The sequence below is a fragment of the Streptomyces chisholmiae genome, assembly GCF_031845445.1.
In the GTDB taxonomy this organism is placed as follows: domain Bacteria; phylum Actinomycetota; class Actinomycetes; order Streptomycetales; family Streptomycetaceae; genus Streptomyces; species Streptomyces chisholmiae.
In genome coordinates this window covers 54,953-71,000 of the sequence record NZ_JAVREO010000010.1, presented here as the reverse complement: position 1 = coordinate 71,000, position 16,048 = coordinate 54,953, and the positions used below count along the sequence as shown (strand labels likewise).

Below are 16,048 nucleotides of genomic sequence, written 5' to 3'. Positions count from 1 at the left end.
TTCCCGTTCCCGGCCCCGCCGGGAACGGCATCGGGAACGGGAACGCGCTGCCGGGTTGCCGCCTACGGTCGCGCAGCTCGCCGGTGCCGGGGGCTCAACTCCGCGCCGTGGCGGGGTCGGTCGCCGCCGTCGGGCTACTCCTTGACGGGCCGTCGGGCGCGGTAGAGGAGGAAGGCGGCGCTGGCGACCGCGGCCAGCCGCAGCAGCATGGGCCAGTGGTCGGCGAGGGCCTGTTGGGGTTCGCCGGCGGCCAGTTGTTCGCCCCAGTAGCCGCCGGCGCGGCCGATCAGCCAGACCGCGTAGCCGGTGGCCAGCAGCGCCGGCATGCCGAAGGTCGCCCACTGGCGTTCGCGCAGGCTCAGCCGGGGTGACCAGTAGGCCAGCAGCCAGCCCAGCAGCAGCACGTAGAACGAGCCGGCCACCGCGCCGGCGAGCAGCGTCACCACGCCGGCCAGCTCGACGATGCCGCCGCGGCGGCGTCCGCTGAGGACGGCCCTGGCCAGCCGGGTGCGGCGCCTGGGGGCCGGCGCGGCCGGCTCAGCCGGGGCCTGGGGGCCGGCCCGTTCGGCGGCGGCGCGTTCCGCCTCCACCTCGGCGGCGGTCAGCTCGGCCTCGGTGGCCGGGCCGGGCTCGGGGTCGGCGAGGCCGCTGGGGTGCATCAGCTCCGGGATGTCGATGCCGCCGCTGAAGCCGGCGATCTCGCCCTCCCGCCAGATCCCGCCGTGCGGTGGCGGCCCGCCCACCCCGAACGGGGGCGGCTCCAGCGGCGGCCCGCCGGGCTCGGGCGCGGCGGACTCGCGCGGCGCCGGCAGCGGCACCTCCGGCCTGGCCGGCGTCGGGGAGGGAGCCGGGGTCGGGGCCGGCCGGGCGGACGGGGTCGGCGACGGGGTGGGGGCGGGTGTGGGCGTCGGCGCGCTGGGCACCGGGCCGCCGGTGGCCTGGGCGACCACGTCCTCCGGGCGGCCCATCCTGCCCAGGATGCGCTTGACCGAGCCGCGCCCGGCGCCGCCGGCGGCGTCCGCCCGCTGCCGGCCGATCTCGTCCCGCAGCCGGTTGACCAGTCTGGCCCGCTCGGTGGAGGACAGGTCGGTGCCATGGGCCAGGTCGCCGACCCGGCTCAGGTAGTCGAACACCAGCTTCTCGTCGTCGTTCCCCACGCCACGCCCCTGCGCTCGCCGCCGCCCGGCCCGGTAGGGCCCCGACACTCCCCGCGTACTCCACGATGCTACTGACGCGGGCGCCCCGCCGGCCCCGAACGGCGCGGCCCGTTCGGCCGCCGGCGCGCGCCGGGGGCGCCCGGCGGGGCCGTGTTCACCCGGGCCCCGGGACAACTTCCCCCGGACGGCGGGGTGTGGAACCTACGGGAACGCCGTTGTTCATCGCGGGTTCACCGAACGCCGTGCAACCCGCTACCCACGCCTCGTTACATGGTGAACGTCGCTCGTGGACACCTTTTCACGCTACCGGGAGCCCGGATCGCCCGGCCGCAGGCCGCAGCCCGGCTCCCGTGGCGCGACGCGGCCTGGCCACCGCAGCTCTGGCCGATTCCTTCACCGCCGAGACCGACAGCGAGGGAGAGCCCGTGGGCGCCTGGTTGAGTTCGACTCGGACCACCCCCGTGTCCAGCCCGATGATCGAGGACGCGGCGGACGGCGGCCCGGCCGCCCTGGGTGCCGAGGTGGGCCAGCTGGCCGAGCCGGCGCGCATCCCGCTGGGCTCGCACCCGGTGGTCCTGTTGGCGGACGCCGACGAACGCATCCGGCAGGGGCTGACCGCCCAACTGGCCAAGTACCAGGTGTCGGTGGTGCACTGCGCGGACGGGGCGGCCGCGCTGCTGGAGGCCGGGCTGCGGAAGCCGGACGTGCTGCTGGTCTCGGCCGACCTGCCGCTGATCGACGGGGCGACGGTGCTGCGGCTGGTGCGGCGCCGGCTGTCGATCCCGGTGGTGCTGGGGGTGGGGCCTGAGGACACCGCGCAGGTGGCGCCGGCGCTGGCCGCCGGCGCGAGCGCTTGTGTCGCGCGCCCCTACCGGCCGCGCGAGGTGGCCCAGCTGCTCAGCCTGGCCGACCGGGGCCAGCGGGGCTGGGACCAGCCGCTGGTCTGCGGCCCGTTGACGCTGGACCCGAGCACCTACGAGGTGCGGATGCACGGGGTGTCCACCGCCCGGCTGCCGCTGCGTGAGTTCCAGCTGCTGCACCTGCTGATGCTGCACGCGGAGAAGGTGATCACCCGGGACCAGATCCGCACCGAGCTGTGGGGCGAGGGCGCGCGCCGGTCCAACACCATCACCGTTCACATTCGGCGGCTTCGGGAGCGGCTCGGTGACGACCCGCACCACCCGGAGATCATCCAGACGGTGCGCGGTGTCGGCTACCGCCTGGTGCCGCCGGCCGGTTGATCCACCGGGAATTACCGGGCTCACCGGGGCGGTCCGCCGCCCCGGTTCTCGGTCGTGATCACCAGGCCTTTTCCTTAACGATTCCAACTCTGTTTGTGAAACTGCCGGTTCCGCCGAACCTATCTTTCTGTTCACCTTCTGGCCCTCGCTCCTTCGCTGGTGGCTCTTACGTTCTCCCTCGACAGGACGTCATCGAAGTCATCTCTGCACCCCGGCACCGAGCCGGGCAGAAAAAGGAGCACAGGTCATGCGCAAGACGCGCGCTCGCTTCGCCGCGATAGCCGTGGTGTCCGCCCTGGCGCTGGTCACGGCGTGCAGCAGCGACAACGAAAGCTCGGACAACGGCAACGGCGGCAGCGGGGGCACCTCCGGGGGGAGCGAGGGCGGCTCCGAACTGTCCGGCACCATCTCCGGCGCGGGCGCCAGCTCGCAGGCCGCCGCCCAGCAGGCCTGGCAGGCCGGCTTCCTGGCCGCCAACCCGGATGTCACCGTCAACTACGACCCGGTCGGCTCCGGCGGTGGCCGTGAGCAGTTCATCGCCGGCGGCACCGACTTCGGTGGCACCGACTCCGTGCTCGCCGACGACGAGCTGGCCGCCGCCACCGAGCGCTGCGAGGAGGTCGTGCAGCTGCCGGTCTACGTCTCCCCGGTCGCGCTGGTCTTCAACGTGGAGGGCGTGGACGAGCTGAACCTCCAGCCCGCCACCATCGCCGGCATCTTCAACCAGGAGATCACCACCTGGAACGACGAGGCGATCGCCGCGGACAACCCGGACGCCGAGCTGCCGGACACCGCGATCACCCCGGTCAACCGGTCCGACGCCTCGGGCACCACCGAGAACTTCGTCGAGTACCTGCTGGCCGCCGCCCCCGACGCCTGGCCGCACGAGGCCAGCGACGAGTGGCCGGTCAGTGGCGGCGAGGCCGCCCAGGGCACCTCCGGCGTGATCCAGGCCGTCTCCGGCGGCCAGGGCACCATCGGCTACGCGGACGCCAGCCAGGTCGGCGACCTGGCCAGCGTGAACGTCGGCGTGGGCGAGGAGTTCGTGCCGTACTCGCCGGAGGCCGCCGCCAACGTGCTGGAGGTCTCGGAGCGGGCCGAGGGCCGCGGGCAGTACGACTTCGCGTACGAGCTGGCCCGGGACACCACCGAGGCCGGGACCTACCCGATCGTGCTCGTCTCCTACGCGATGGCCTGCGCCACCTACGACGACGCCACCAAGGCCGAGCTGGTCCAGTCCTACCTGAGCTACATCATCAGCGAGGAGGGCCAGGCCGCCTCCGCCGAGGCCGCCGGTTCGGCGCCGATCTCCGACGCCCTGCGGCAGGAGCTCCAGCCCGCCATCGACGCCATCTCGGCCAGCTGACGGAACCGAACGCCCGGCGCGGGCGGCCACCCGGGACGGTGGCCGCCCGTCCAGGGGTGGTGCGCCGGTCCCGGTGTTCACCGCCCGTTCGGACGCCAGCCGAGAAAGGGAGCGAAGAGTGTCATCCAGCACCGAGCTGACCCCCCAAGAGAATCCGTCGCCGCCACCGCCGAACGCCCCGATGTTCGGCAAACCGGTCAGCCGGCTCGGCGACAGGCTGTTCTCCTCGTCGGCCACCGCGGCCGGTGTGCTGATCCTGGTCATCCTGGCCGGGGTGGCCGCCTTCCTGGTCGTGGAGGCGTGGCCGGCCCTGTGGGCGGACGCCGAGGAGGTGCCGGGCGGGGACGGCATCGTCCTCTACATCTGGCCGCTGCTCTTCGGCACGCTGCTGGCCGCGGTGATCGCGCTGCTGATCGCGGCGCCGCTGGCGGTGGCCATCGCGCTGTTCATCACGCACTACGCGCCGCGCCGGCTGGCCAGCGTGCTGGGCTACGTGGTGGACCTGCTGGCGGCCGTGCCCAGCATCATCTTCGGCCTGTGGGGCCTGTCCGAGCTGGCGCCGCGCACCGTGGAGCCGACCCGCTGGCTGGAGGAGAACCTCGGCTTCATCCCGTTCTTCGCCGGCCCCGCCTCGGCCACCGGCCGCACCATGCTGGTCGCGTCCATCGTGCTGGCGGTGATGATCCTGCCGATCACCACGGCGGTCATCCGGGAGGCGTTCCTCCAGACCCCGCGGCTGCACGAGGAGGCGTCGCTGGCGCTGGGCGCCACCCGCTGGGAGATGATCCGGATGTCGGTGCTGCCGTTCGGCCGCTCCAGCATCGTCGGCGGCTCCATGCTGGGCCTGGGCCGGGCGCTGGGCGAGACGATGGCGGTCGCGATCGTGCTCTCCCCCTCGGGCGGCATCACCTTCAACCTGATCAGCAACGGCAACCCGTCCACCATCGCGGCCAACATCGCGCTGGACTTCCCGGAGTCGTCCGGCCTCGACGTGAACGTGCTGATCGCCTCCGGCCTCGTCCTGTTCGCCGTCACCCTGCTGGTCAACATGGGGGCCCGCGCGGTGATCAACCGACGCCGTGACTTCTCGGGAGCCAACTGATGAGCACGCCGACCATTCCCCCGCAGCGGGCGCCCGAGCCCGCCCCCGTGACGCTGGAGAAGCCGGCGCTCACCCACGGCTCGCTGCCGCGCCGCGCCCCCGCGCTGACCCTGCTGGCCTGGGTCGGGCTCGGGCTGGCGCTGTACCTCGTGCTGGACTTCAACCCGGTGGCCAGCGGGCTGCTCGCGGCGGTCGGCTACACCGCCGTCGTCCACGGCTGGTCGCGCCGGGTCGAGGGGCCGCGCAAGGCCAAGGACCGGCTGGTCACCGCGGTCGTCACCAGTTCCTTCGTGGTGGCGCTGCTGCCGCTGGTCTCGGTGCTGGGCGCGGTGCTCTCCCGCGGCCTGGAGCGGTTCGACGCCGACTTCTTCAACAACTCGATGCGCGGCGTCGTCGGTGAGGGCGGCGGCGCCCACCACGCGCTGATGGGCACCCTGATCGTCACCGGCCTGGCCGCGCTGATCTCGGTGCCGATCGGCATGCTCACCGCGATCTACCTGGTGGAGTACGGCCGGGGCCGGCTGTCCCGGGCCATCACCTTCTTCGTGGACGTGATGACCGGCATCCCGTCGATCGTCGCCGGCCTCTTCGCCTACGCGCTCTTCGAGCTGTTCTTCGGCGCCGGCGTGCGGATGGGCATCATGGGCTCGGTCGCGCTGAGCGTGCTGATGATCCCCGTGGTGGTGCGGTCCACCGAGGAGATGCTGAAGCTGGTGCCCAACGAGCTGCGCGAGGCGTCGATGGCGCTGGCCGTGCCGAAGTGGCGGACCGTGGTGCGGGTGGTGCTGCCGACCGCGCTGGCCGGCATCGCGACCGGCGTCACGCTCGCCATCGCCCGGGTCATCGGCGAGACCGCCCCGCTGCTGGTCACCGTCGGCATCACCAGCAGTGACAACTTCAACCCGTTCGACGACCGGATGGCGACCCTCTCCGTCTTCTCCTACAACCAGTACGCGACCCCGGGCATCCCGCCGGAGCCGTTCCTGGACCGGGCGTGGGCGGCGGCGTTCACGCTGATCCTCATCGTGATGGCGCTCAACCTCGTGGCGCGCCTGATCTCCCGCCTGTTCGCCCCGAAGACCCGCGCCTGACCGGCTGCCGGGAGAGTTGACGCAAAGGAAGCGAAGCACTGTGGCCAAGCGCATCGAGGTCAAGGGTCTCGACATCTACTACGACAAGTTCCTGGCCGTGCAGGGCGTCTCGATGACCATTGAGCCGCGCTCGGTCACCGCCCTGATCGGCCCGTCCGGCTGTGGCAAGTCCACGTTCCTGCGCACCCTGAACCGGATGCACGAGCTGGTGCCCAAGGCCCGGGTGGCCGGCTCGGTGGAGATGGACGGGCACGACCTCTACGCACCGCACGTGGACCCGGTGGCCGTGCGCCGGCACATCGGCATGGTGTTCCAGCGGCCGAACCCGTTCCCCACCATGTCGATCTACGACAACGTGGTGGCCGGGGTCCGGCTGAACAACAAGAAGATGAAGCGGTCCGAGATGGACGCCCTGGTGGAGCGGTCGCTGCGGGCGGCGAACCTCTGGGACGAGGTGAAGGACCGGCTGAAGCGCCCCGGCTCCGGGCTCTCCGGCGGGCAGCAGCAGCGGCTGTGCATCGCCAGGGCCGTCGCCGTGCAGCCGGACGTGCTGCTGATGGACGAGCCCTGCTCGGCGCTGGACCCGATCTCCACCCAGGCGATCGAGGACCTGATGCTGGAGCTGAAGAAGGACTACACGATCGTCATCGTGACCCACAACATGCAGCAGGCGGCCCGGGTCAGCGACGTCACCGGCTTCTTCAACCTGCGCTCCATAGGCGAGCCGGGCGGGCTGGTGGAGATGGACGACACCACCAAGATCTTCTCCACCCCGAGCAACCAGGCCACCGAGGACTACGTCTCCGGCCGCTTCGGCTGACCGGCCGGTCGGCACCGCGCCCTCGGCCCGCCCGCTCCCCCGCTCCCGGGGGTGGGCGGGCCGCGGCGCGTGCCGGGCCCGGCGGCGGCTCAGCAGGCCGACCAGGCCTGCCGGGGCAGGAAGTGCGGGAGGTCGTCCCACGCCGCCGGCGGCACGAACACCGGCCGGGTGAGCAGCCGGTCGCCGGCCCGCTGCACGTCGACCACGACGCCCAGCGACTCCGCCACCGGGACGCCGGCGGCCAGGTAGGACAGCTCCCCCTCGGGCTCGTGGGCCGCCGTCCGGTCGGCCAGCCAGCGCTCCACCTCGGACGGCACCCGACCGACCAGCGGCACGTCGCCGGCGAGCACCTGCGGCCCGCGCAGCGCGTCGACCGCCACCCCCGCCAGCCGCTCCGCCCGGTAGTAGAGCCGCAGCCCGAAGCCCCGGTAGTCGCCCTCCGTGACGACGCCGCCGGCCCCGGTGCCGGAACCGCCGCTGAACCGCGGCCGTTGGGCCTCCGTCGTGACGGCGGCCAGCGCCCGCGACACCTCGGCCGGGCGCATCCCGAAGCCCAGCGGGCCCACCCGCGCCAGCGGGTCCAGCGCCCAGCGCGCCCGCTCGTCGTCCGGCACCGCGTCCCACCAACCGACCATGGGCCCGCAGCCTACGGCAGCGCCGCGCGGCCCCACCGGCTACCGCGACCCGCCGTCGGCTACAGCGTCCTGGCGATGTGGTGGATCAGCTGCCGGGACTCCTCCTGGTCCAGCGAACGGTCGTTGGCGTGCCCGAAGAAGACCCGGTAGTGCGCCAGCTCGTCGTCCGCGCCCAGCAGCCCGCTGCCGGTCGGCCCGTCGATCAGCACCGTGTCCAGCTGCGGCACCACCCCGTGCACGTAGAGCACCGGCTGGGTCACCTCGTAGAAGTCCTCGTTGGTGAACGGGATCACCCGCAGCGTCACCTGCGGCAGCTCCGAGGTCTCGATCAGCGACTCCAGCTGCCGTCTGGCCACGCCACGCCCGCCGAACCGCATGTGCAGCGCGGCCTCGTGCAGGAACACCGAGAGGAGTGGCGGGTCCTCCCGCTCCAGCACCGCCTTGCGGCGCATCCGGTGCCGCACCCGCGCGTCGACCTGGTCGTCCGTCGGTGCCGGCAGCCCGCCCCGGAACAGCGCCCGGGCGTACTCCTCGGTCTGGAGCAGGCCCGGCACCGTCACCGTCTGGAGGCTGCGCATCGCCACCGCGTGGTGCTCCAGCTCGGCCACCGCCAGGTACTGGGAGGCAAGGGTGCCACGATATTCGTCCCACCAGAACTGGCCACGGTGTTCCCTGGCGATGACGCACAGGGCTTCGAGCAGGCTCTCGTCCGTGCAGGCGTAGAAGTCGGCGAGGCGCCGGATACGCTCCTCGCTGACCCCGATGCGGCCGGACTCTATATGGCTGATCTTTCCCTGGTCAGTGCCGAGCATGGCCGCCGTCTCCCGCGCGGTCCGCCCCGCCGCCACCCTCAACTTGCGCAGCTCCGCGCCGAGTCGGGCCTGGCGGGCGGTCGGGTTCTCCCTCGGCGGCATCGTGGATCAGGTCCTTCCGTTGGCTGGTTCCCGAGTCTGCCGCGCGCTGACCTCGACAGTCCACTCGCCACCGAACCCCCCGACAGCACCCTTGCTCCGGGTGACGGAAACCGCAGAAAGGGTTCCGCTGACGCGCTTCCCGGTCCCGAGCCGTGCCACCAGGGCCCGACTGCCGCTACGGTTGGCAGGATGACCAGCGGTTCCACCGACAGCCCTCGCACCCTCGCCGACGAACTGCGCGCTCGTTCCGACGCGGAGCTGTCCGAGCTGCTGCGCACCCGACCCGACCTGTTGTCGCCGCTGCCCGGCGACCTCTCCGAGCTGGCCACCCGGGCCGGCGCGCGCGCCTCCGTGGTGCGCGCCCTGGAGCATCTGGACACCTTCACCCTCCAAACGGCGGAAGCACTGGCCGTCGCCGAGCGCCCCTGTTCGCAACACGCGCTGACCGCGCTGCTGCCCGGCGGCGAACGACGGCTGCCCCAGGCGTTGGCCACCCTGCGGGCCCGGGCCCTGCTCTGGGGCCGGCCGGACGGGCTGCGCCTGGTGCGCACCGCGCAGGAGCTGCTGGCGCCGAGCGCGGCCCGGCCCAGCGCCACCGGCCTGGGGCCGACGCTGGCCGAGGCGGCGGCCGGTCTCGCGCCCAGCCGGACGCAGGCGCTGCTGGCGGCCTGCGGGCTGCCCGCCACCCACGACCCGGTGAGCGCGGTCGCCGCGCTCACCGCGCTCTTCCGCGACCCGGAGCGGCTGGCCGCGCTGCTGGCCGAGGCGCCCGACGCGGCCCGTTCCGCGCTGGAGCGGCTCACCTGGGGCCCGCCCTACGGCACCCTCGGCAGCGGCGCCGAGGCCGCCCGCACCGGCGCCCCGCTGCGCTGGCTGCTGGACCGGGGCCTGCTGATGCCGACCCAGCCGGGCACCGTGGTGCTGCCCAGGGAGGTCGCGCTCACCCTGCGGGACGGCCGGGCCCACCGCGAACTCCACCCGGAGCCACCGGAGTTGACGGCCCCGGTGCGGCACGACACGGCGCTGGTCGACGCCACGGCCGCGGGCGCCGCGCACCGCGCGCTGGACACCGTCGAGACGCTGCTGACCTCCTGGGAGACGGAGGGTCCGCCGGTGCTGCGCGCCGGCGGCCTCGGCGTGCGGGAGCTGAAGCGGGTCGCCGTGACCCTGGACGTGCCGGAGCCCGAGGCCGTGTTCTGGCTGGAACTGGCCTACGCGGCCGGCCTGCTGGCCGCGGACGGCGCGGCCGACGAACGGTACGCGCCGACCCCGGCCTACGACGACTGGCTGGCGGCGCCGACCGGGGAGCGCTGGCTGCGGCTGGCCACCGCCTGGCTCGCCGGCACCCGGGTGCCGGCCCTGGTCGGCGACCGGGACGGCAAGGGCCGGCTGCTGGCCGCGCTCGGCCCGGGTCTCGACCGCGGCGCCGCCGCCGACCTGCGCCACCGCACCCTGGCGCTGCTCGCCGCGCTGCCGCCGGGCGGCGCGCCGGAGCCCGCGGTGGTGCTGGACCGGCTGCGCTGGGAGCTGCCCCGCCGGCTGGCCGACCCGGCCAGGGAGCGGCTGGCCCGCACCGCGCTGGTCGAGGCCGAGACGCTGGGCGTCACCGGCCGGGGCGCGCTGGCCGGCTACGCCAGGCCGCTGCTCGACCGGCCGGCCGAGCCGGCGTCGGTGGCCGCCGCCGCCGAGCTGCTGGCGCCGCTCTTCCCCGAGCCGGTGGACCAGGTGCTGCTCCAGGCCGACCTCACGGCGGTCGCGCCCGGGCCGCTCCGCCGCGACCTGCGGGCCACCATGGCGCTCGCCGCCGACGTGGAGTCCACCGGCGGCGCCACCGTCTACCGCTTCACCCCCGGCTCGATCCGCCGGGCGCTGGACGCCGGCTGGTCGACGGACCAGCTGCACGCCTTCCTCGCCGAGGTCTCCCGCACCCCGGTGCCCCAGCCACTCGACTACCTGGTGGACGACGTGGCCCGGCGGCACGGCCGGCTCCGGGTGGGCGCGGCGGCCAGCTATCTGCGCTCGGAGGACGAGACGGCGCTGGGGCAGCTGCTCGCCGACCGGCGCTGCGAGCCGCTGCGGCTGCGCCGGCTGGCCCCCACGGTGCTGGTCTCCGACCTGCCGCCGGACCAACTGTTGCTACGGCTGCGGGAGTTGGGGCAAGCGCCGGCGGCGGAGACCATCGAGGGCGCCGTCGTCACACTGCGCGCCGAGTCGCACCGCACGCCGGCGCGCAGCGCCCCCGTGCCGGCGCCCGACGCGCCGCCGCCCGCCGACGACGCGCTGCTGGCCGCCGCCGTGCGCGCCGTGCGCGCCGGCGACCACGCCGCGGGCGCGGCGCCCCGACCGGCCGGCGCCGGCCGGGTGCCGGAGGTGACGGGACCGCCGCCGCGCACGGCGGCGGCCGACGCCCTGGCGGTGCTGCGCGCGGCGGCGGCCGAAGGCGGCCTGGTCGCCATCGGGTACGTGGGCGCCGACGGCATGGCCGGCCACCACGTGCTGGCCCCGGTCCGGGTCTCCGGCGGCTTCGTCACCGCCTTCGACCACACGGCGGACGAGGTCCGCACCTACCCGATCCACCGCATCACCGGCGCGGCACCGCTGGCGTGAGCGACGGGGTGGGGGCTAACAACGGATGGGCCCTCGGGGCCGAGAAGGAAAAACACCGCCTCGACCAGCACCGAGGCGGTGTCTCGGCGGCTGGCGGCCGCTCGTGCGGTCAGCGCGCGACGAGCCGCACGAACGCGCTCCACGCCGGCGCCGACACCGTCAACACCGGCCCCCCGGCAACCTTCGAATCCCGCACCGGCACCGCCCCGGAAACACCATCCCGAACTTCCAGGCAGTTTCCCTGACCGCCGTTGCTGTAGCTGCTCTTACGCCATTCGGCCATGGAATTCATCCAACTTCCTCGATACCAGCGCCAGACTCTCCCGCGAGCCCAGGGCCTCGCCCCGGAGCCACAGCGAGCGATCGGGCCGCACGGTGGCCCGTTGGGGCGCGCGGTCAGCGCGCGACGAGCCGCACGAACGCGCTCCACGCCGGCGCCGACACCGTCAACACCGGCCCCCCGGCAACCTTCGAATCCCGCACCGGCACCGCCCCGGAAACACCGTCCCGAACCTCCAGGCAGTTCCCCTGACCACCGTCGCTGTAGCTGCTCTTACGCCATTCGGCCATGGAATTCATCCAACTTCCTCGATACCAGCGCCAGACTCTCCCGCGAGCCCAGGGCCTCGCCCCGGAGCCGCTCATATGCCTGGAGCAACAACCCTACCCGGTCGGGGGACTCGGACATCTGTCCCCCAAGCACCGTATCGCCGAAGAGAGTTCGGTGCCCATCCGGTTGTCGGAGCAGGATGAAGGGCTCCAGCACCGCGGGCGCCCCCGCGGTGAACGGCAGAATCTGCACGGTGATGTTGGGCCGCTCGGCCGCTTCCCTGAGATGGGTCAGGGCCCGGCCCATGACCTCTCGGTCGCCCACCTCCGTGTGGAGCGCGGCCTCGTGGATGATGCTCCACAGCGCGGGCCCGGAACCCTGCGTGAAAACGGCCTTCCGGTCACGACGCGTCCTGACCAGGCCGCGCAGAATGTCCTCCGAAACCCTGGGGTCCCAGGCCAGGAAGATCGCGCGCGCGTACTCCTCGGTCTGCAGGATTCCGGAATCACGCTCGGCGAATAGGTCAGGACCTCGGCCGCGCGTTCCTCCTGCTTGAGATAGGGCGCGAACCAACTCGGGTGTCCCCGGTCAACGATCCGGGCCCGCAGCCGCTCGAACATGCCCGGGGTGCCGAACACCAGATCGCATTTCTGCGTGAACTTCTCGGACGGAATGATCAATCCCGCCTCCACCTTGCTGATGTAACTCTTCGAGTAGCCGGCGCCCTTACCCAGCTGGGACTGACTCAGCCCACGCCCCTCGCGTGCCGCCCGCACCTCACTACCGAGGTATTCGAGATCATTCAACCCCTCGCCCCGCGCCCCCTCTTGAGCGCCGCTGGCCTTGGCCGTTGTCACCGCATCCCCTTTCGCCGGGTCGCCAACCGTTGAATCGCACCGGGTCTCCCCGGCTCAACGGTCCCCGTATCTGCTTCGCTGTGGGCATCGCACTCCAAACCCTTAAGGGAGCTGCCATGACCGACCCGAAGCACCTTTCCCACGTCCCCGCCGACCAACTCGCCGACGGTAACGCTGACATCGACCCTTCGACCCTGGTCAGGAGCCTGCGCGACGCCCTCGCCGCACACGGCGTCAAGGCCCCGTCGCTGGGCCTTGACGGCCCCTCGATGTTCCACCCGTACGTTCCGACGCTGATCGAGCTGGGGTGCATCACCAAGGAGAACGCCCGCAGGCTCATCCAAGCGCTGGCCGGTCCGCGCCCCGCGGTGAACGGCTGAACCCCACCCGTCGGGCCGACGACGCGAACACCCGTCCGACCTGATCCCCGGGCGGCCGAGACAGGCGAGGCCAGCGGCGTTGAACCCGCCCAAGCCGAGGCGTTCAACGAACAAGGGCCCCAGTCCGCCACCCCCGCACCGGGCCGCCCAGTCCCGTGTGGGGGTGGCCCCGCTCCCCGGCACGGACGGCGCGCCGCGACGCGGGTAGACCCGAGGCCCGGTGGGGCATGAACATGCCATCATGCTCGCACCCCCACCACTCCCGGGAGGACCCCCGATGCGCTCCCTCCGTGTCGCGGCCGTGGCCCTCGTGGCGCTGCTCGCCGGCCTGCTCACCGTCCCGTCCGCGCGGGCCGACGACGCCAGGACCGCCGCGGCCCCCGTCTTCAAGGCGCCGTTCGCCTGCGGCCAGCAGTGGACCTACAGCCACCACTCCGCCGAGGTCCGGCGGGCCCTGGACTTCGTCCGCGGCGACGGCGGCGGCACCCACGGCGCCCCCGTGCTGGCCTCGGCCGCCGGCACCGCCACCCGCCACAACCAGCCGGGCGGCGCCGGCCAGTACGTCGTGGTCGACCACGGCGGCGGCTGGCAGACCTACTACTTCCACCTGGACAGCTACTCGGTGCCGCACGGCGCCCACGTCGCCCAGGGCCAGCAGATCGGCACCACCGGGTCCACCGGCAACTCCAGCGGCTCACACATCCACTACGAGCAGCTGCTCAACGGCGTGGGCCAGAACATCGTGATCAACGGCGCCGCCCTGCCCTACCCGGGCTCCTACCACCAGGCGTACCTGACCAGCGACAACGGCTGCGGGGGCGGCGGCGATCCTGGCCGCTACTGGGTGGACACCTTCGCCGCCACCGACGGCTACGCCGACGCCTCGACCGCCGCCCCGCAGGGCCGGCTGCACCAGGGCACCCACTACGTCTACTGCAAGGTCGCCGGCCAGCGGTACGAGGGCGCCTACGGCTACAACACCTGGTGGCTGCGGACCGACCTGGACGAGACCTACCCGGGCGGCGACGGCCGCGGCGCCTACGTGCCCGCCTACTACCTCTCCCGCTGGGGCAACGACGAGGCCAGGGACAACAACGGCACCGTGATCCCCGACTGCTGAGCCCGACCGTCCCCGACCGCTGGGCCCGGCCCATCCCGACCGCTGCCCCACCCCTGCCCGCTGACCCGTCCCGCCCGGCGCCCCCGGCACCCGCCGGGGGCGCTGTGGCGTCCGCCACGGGCGGGCAGCCGTGCCGGCCGGTGCCGATACGCGACACTGGAGGTTCGGGTCCCACCAGGTCCCGGAGGAGTACCGCCCGGTCCCGGAGAGGTCGGGCCCCGGAGAAGCCCGGTCACCGAGAAGGGGGCGCACGTGCCAGGACCGCTCATCGTGCAGAGCGACAAGACGTTGCTGCTGGAGGTGGACCACGAGGAGGCCGAGGCCTGCCGGCGGGCCATCGCCCCGTTCGCCGAGCTGGAGCGCGCCCCCGAGCACATCCACACCTACCGGGTGACCCCGCTGGGTCTGTGGAACGCGCGCGCCGCCGGCCATGACGCCGAGCAGGTGGTGGACGCGCTGGTCAGGTACTCGCGCTACCCCGTGCCGCAGCCGCTGCTGGTGGACGTCGCCGAGACCATGGCCAGGTACGGCCGGCTCTCGCTGCTCAAGCACCCGACCCACGGCCTGGTGCTGACCACGACGGACCGCCCGGTGCTCACCGAGGTGCTGCGCGCCAAGCGGATCAAGCCACTGGTCGGCGCCCGGATCGACGAGGACACCGTGGCGGTGCACCCCTCCGAGCGCGGGCAGATCAAGCAGCAGCTGCTCAAGCTGGGCTGGCCGGCCGAGGACCTCGCCGGCTACGTGGACGGCGAGGCACACCCGATCGAGCTGGTCGAGGACGGCTGGTCGCTCCGCCCCTACCAGCGGCAGGCGGTGGACGGCTTCTGGCACGGCGGCTCCGGCGTGGTGGTACTGCCCTGCGGCGCCGGCAAGACGCTGGTCGGCGCCGGGGCCATGGCCACCGCCAGCTCGACCACCCTGATCCTGGTCACCAACACGGTCTCCGCCCGCCAGTGGAAGGCCGAGCTGATCCGCCGCACCACCCTCACCGAGGACGAGATCGGCGAGTACAGCGGCACCCGCAAGGAGATCCGGCCGGTCACCATCGCCACCTACCAGGTGCTGACCACCCGGCGGAAGGGCGTCTACCCGCACCTGGAGCTGTTCGACTCCCGGGACTGGGGCCTGATCGTCTACGACGAGGTGCACCTGCTGCCGGCGCCGGTCTTCAAGTTCACCGCCGACCTCCAGGCGCGCCGCCGGCTCGGGCTGACCGCGACGCTGGTGCGGGAGGACGGCCGGGAGTCGGACGTCTTCTCGCTGATCGGCCCCAAGCGGTTCGACGCGCCCTGGAAGGAGATCGAGGCCCAGGGGTACATCGCGCCGGCCGACTGCGTCGAGGTCCGGGTGGACCTCAGCGAGTCGGAGCGGCTGGCCTACGCCATGGCCGAGCCGGAGGAGCGCTACCGGTTCTGCGCCACCACCGACGCCAAGCGCCGGGTCACCGAGGCGCTGGTCGCCAGGCACAGCGCCGACCAGACCCTGGTCATCGGCCAGTACATCGACCAACTCGACGAGCTGGGCGAGCAGTTGGGTGCCCCGGTGGTCAAGGGCGAGACCAGTAACGCGCAGCGCGAGCGGCTCTTCGACGCGTTCCGCTCCGGCGAGGTGCGGGTGCTGGTGGTCTCCAAGGTGGCGAACTTCTCGGTGGACCTGCCGGAGGCCACCGTCGCCATCCAGGTCTCCGGCACCTTCGGCTCGCGTCAGGAGGAGGCCCAACGGCTGGGCCGGGTGCTGCGCCCCAAGGCGGACGGGCACGAGGCCCGGTTCTACTCGGTCGTCGCCCGGGACACCATCGACCAGGACTTCGCCGCCCACCGGCAGCGGTTCCTCGCCGAGCAGGGCTACGCCTACCGCATCCTGGACGCGGCCGACCTGCCGGCCGACGACCAGCCCGCCTGACGACCAGCCCGCCCGACGACCCGTTCCGCCTGACGACCCGTTCCGCCTGACGCCGGGCCCGCCGTCAGGTCCTGACCACGGCGGGTTCCCGTGGGGGCGCCTCGCCGCGCCCCATGATGATCACGTCGAAGGCGGCGGCACCGAACACCCGGACGGCCCGCAGGGCCCGCCCGAGCCGCCCGCCCGCCGGGCGCCCCGCCGGGACGGGCCCGGCGCCGAACCGGTCAGTCGTCAACTCGCTCATGCCCCCAAGCCTGGCCCGGTCACCCGGTCGCGGGCATCGGCCGCTGGGCCGACGCTCCC

General features: G+C 73.4%; 16 protein-coding genes and 1 pseudogene. 9 read left to right on the top strand and 8 right to left on the bottom strand.

The genetic code is table 11. From position 1 onward, the window contains the following. Window positions 1-134: 134 nt before the first annotated feature. Window positions 135-1,157 carry a hypothetical protein gene (locus RM844_RS17780; RefSeq protein WP_311668228.1) on the bottom strand — a complete coding sequence of 341 codons (1,023 nt, stop codon included), beginning with the start codon at window positions 1,155-1,157 and terminating at the stop codon, window positions 135-137. 461 nt (window positions 1,158-1,618) lie between these two features. On the opposite strand from RM844_RS17780, the gene RM844_RS17775 reads away from it, so the two are divergent. The 5 genes from RM844_RS17775 (at window position 1,619) to pstB (ending at window position 6,777) form a co-directional block, all read left to right on the top strand. Continuing rightward, a complete protein-coding gene (locus RM844_RS17775) occupies window positions 1,619-2,398 on the top strand; it encodes a response regulator transcription factor (protein WP_311668227.1) in 780 nt (259 codons plus the stop codon). Between the two features lie 247 nt (window positions 2,399-2,645). Further along, window positions 2,646-3,764, top strand: a complete 1,119-nt coding sequence (locus RM844_RS17770) for a phosphate ABC transporter substrate-binding protein PstS (protein WP_311668226.1) — start codon at window positions 2,646-2,648, stop codon at window positions 3,762-3,764. Between the two features lie 181 nt (window positions 3,765-3,945). Continuing rightward, window positions 3,946-4,866, top strand: coding sequence for a phosphate ABC transporter permease subunit PstC (pstC, locus tag RM844_RS17765; RefSeq protein ID WP_394814544.1), 921 nt, complete (start codon window positions 3,946-3,948; stop codon window positions 4,864-4,866). After that, complete coding sequence (pstA, locus tag RM844_RS17760) at window positions 4,866-5,957, top strand: phosphate ABC transporter permease PstA (protein ID WP_311668224.1); 1,092 nt, start codon at window positions 4,866-4,868, stop codon at window positions 5,955-5,957. Before pstC ends, pstA begins: the two co-directional genes overlap by 1 nt. A 40-nt stretch (window positions 5,958-5,997) precedes the next feature. Further along, window positions 5,998-6,777 carry a phosphate ABC transporter ATP-binding protein PstB gene (pstB, locus tag RM844_RS17755; protein ID WP_311668223.1) on the top strand — a complete coding sequence of 260 codons (780 nt, stop codon included), beginning with the start codon at window positions 5,998-6,000 and terminating at the stop codon, window positions 6,775-6,777. A gap of 89 nt (window positions 6,778-6,866) precedes the next feature. On the opposite strand, the gene RM844_RS17750 is transcribed toward pstB, so the two are convergent. Further along, window positions 6,867-7,412, bottom strand: coding sequence for a hypothetical protein (locus tag RM844_RS17750; protein WP_311668222.1), 546 nt, complete (start codon window positions 7,410-7,412; stop codon window positions 6,867-6,869). A 59-nt stretch (window positions 7,413-7,471) separates the two neighbouring features. Continuing rightward, window positions 7,472-8,326, bottom strand: a complete 855-nt coding sequence (locus tag RM844_RS17745; protein WP_311668221.1) for a helix-turn-helix domain-containing protein — start codon at window positions 8,324-8,326, stop codon at window positions 7,472-7,474. A gap of 189 nt (window positions 8,327-8,515) precedes the next feature. On the opposite strand from RM844_RS17745, the gene RM844_RS17740 reads away from it, so the two are divergent. Continuing rightward, entirely contained in the window at window positions 8,516-10,933 is a 2,418-nt protein-coding gene (locus tag RM844_RS17740; RefSeq protein WP_311668220.1) for a helicase-associated domain-containing protein, read from the top strand. Window positions 10,934-11,042: 109 nt separating this feature from the next. On the opposite strand, the gene RM844_RS17735 is transcribed toward RM844_RS17740, so the two are convergent. The 4 genes and pseudogenes from RM844_RS17735 to RM844_RS33585 form a co-directional block, all read right to left on the bottom strand. Further along, a complete protein-coding gene (locus RM844_RS17735; RefSeq protein WP_311668219.1) occupies window positions 11,043-11,225 on the bottom strand; it encodes a DUF397 domain-containing protein in 183 nt (60 codons plus the stop codon). Between the two features lie 104 nt (window positions 11,226-11,329). Beyond that, the gene (locus RM844_RS17730; protein WP_311668218.1) at window positions 11,330-11,512 is read right to left on the bottom strand and encodes a DUF397 domain-containing protein; all 183 of its coding nucleotides are present in this window, start codon (window positions 11,510-11,512) and stop codon (window positions 11,330-11,332) included. Next, on the bottom strand, window positions 11,487-12,056 hold the full coding sequence (locus tag RM844_RS17725) for a DUF5753 domain-containing protein (RefSeq protein WP_311668217.1): 570 nt from the start codon (window positions 12,054-12,056) through the stop codon (window positions 11,487-11,489). The genes RM844_RS17730 and RM844_RS17725 overlap by 26 nt, the downstream gene beginning before the upstream one ends. A 59-nt stretch (window positions 12,057-12,115) precedes the next feature. Next, a pseudogene (locus RM844_RS33585) lies at window positions 12,116-12,259 on the bottom strand (helix-turn-helix domain-containing protein); the annotation flags it as partial. Between the two features lie 197 nt (window positions 12,260-12,456). On the opposite strand from RM844_RS33585, the gene RM844_RS17715 reads away from it, so the two are divergent. The 3 genes from RM844_RS17715 (at window position 12,457) to RM844_RS17705 (ending at window position 15,745) form a co-directional block, all read left to right on the top strand. Next, entirely contained in the window at window positions 12,457-12,720 is a 264-nt protein-coding gene (locus RM844_RS17715; RefSeq protein ID WP_311668216.1) for a hypothetical protein, read from the top strand. Between the two features lie 277 nt (window positions 12,721-12,997). After that, window positions 12,998-13,840: a M23 family metallopeptidase gene (locus tag RM844_RS17710; protein WP_311668215.1), complete on the top strand. Its 843-nt coding sequence runs from the start codon at window positions 12,998-13,000 to the stop codon at window positions 13,838-13,840. A gap of 252 nt (window positions 13,841-14,092) precedes the next feature. Further along, window positions 14,093-15,745: a DNA repair helicase XPB gene (locus RM844_RS17705; RefSeq protein ID WP_311668214.1), complete on the top strand. Its 1,653-nt coding sequence runs from the start codon at window positions 14,093-14,095 to the stop codon at window positions 15,743-15,745. Between the two features lie 64 nt (window positions 15,746-15,809). Here the strand turns inward: RM844_RS17705 and RM844_RS17700 are convergent, their stop codons facing one another. Then, the gene (locus RM844_RS17700) at window positions 15,810-15,989 is read right to left on the bottom strand and encodes a hypothetical protein (protein ID WP_311668213.1); all 180 of its coding nucleotides are present in this window, start codon (window positions 15,987-15,989) and stop codon (window positions 15,810-15,812) included. Window positions 15,990-16,048 lie beyond the last annotated feature (59 nt).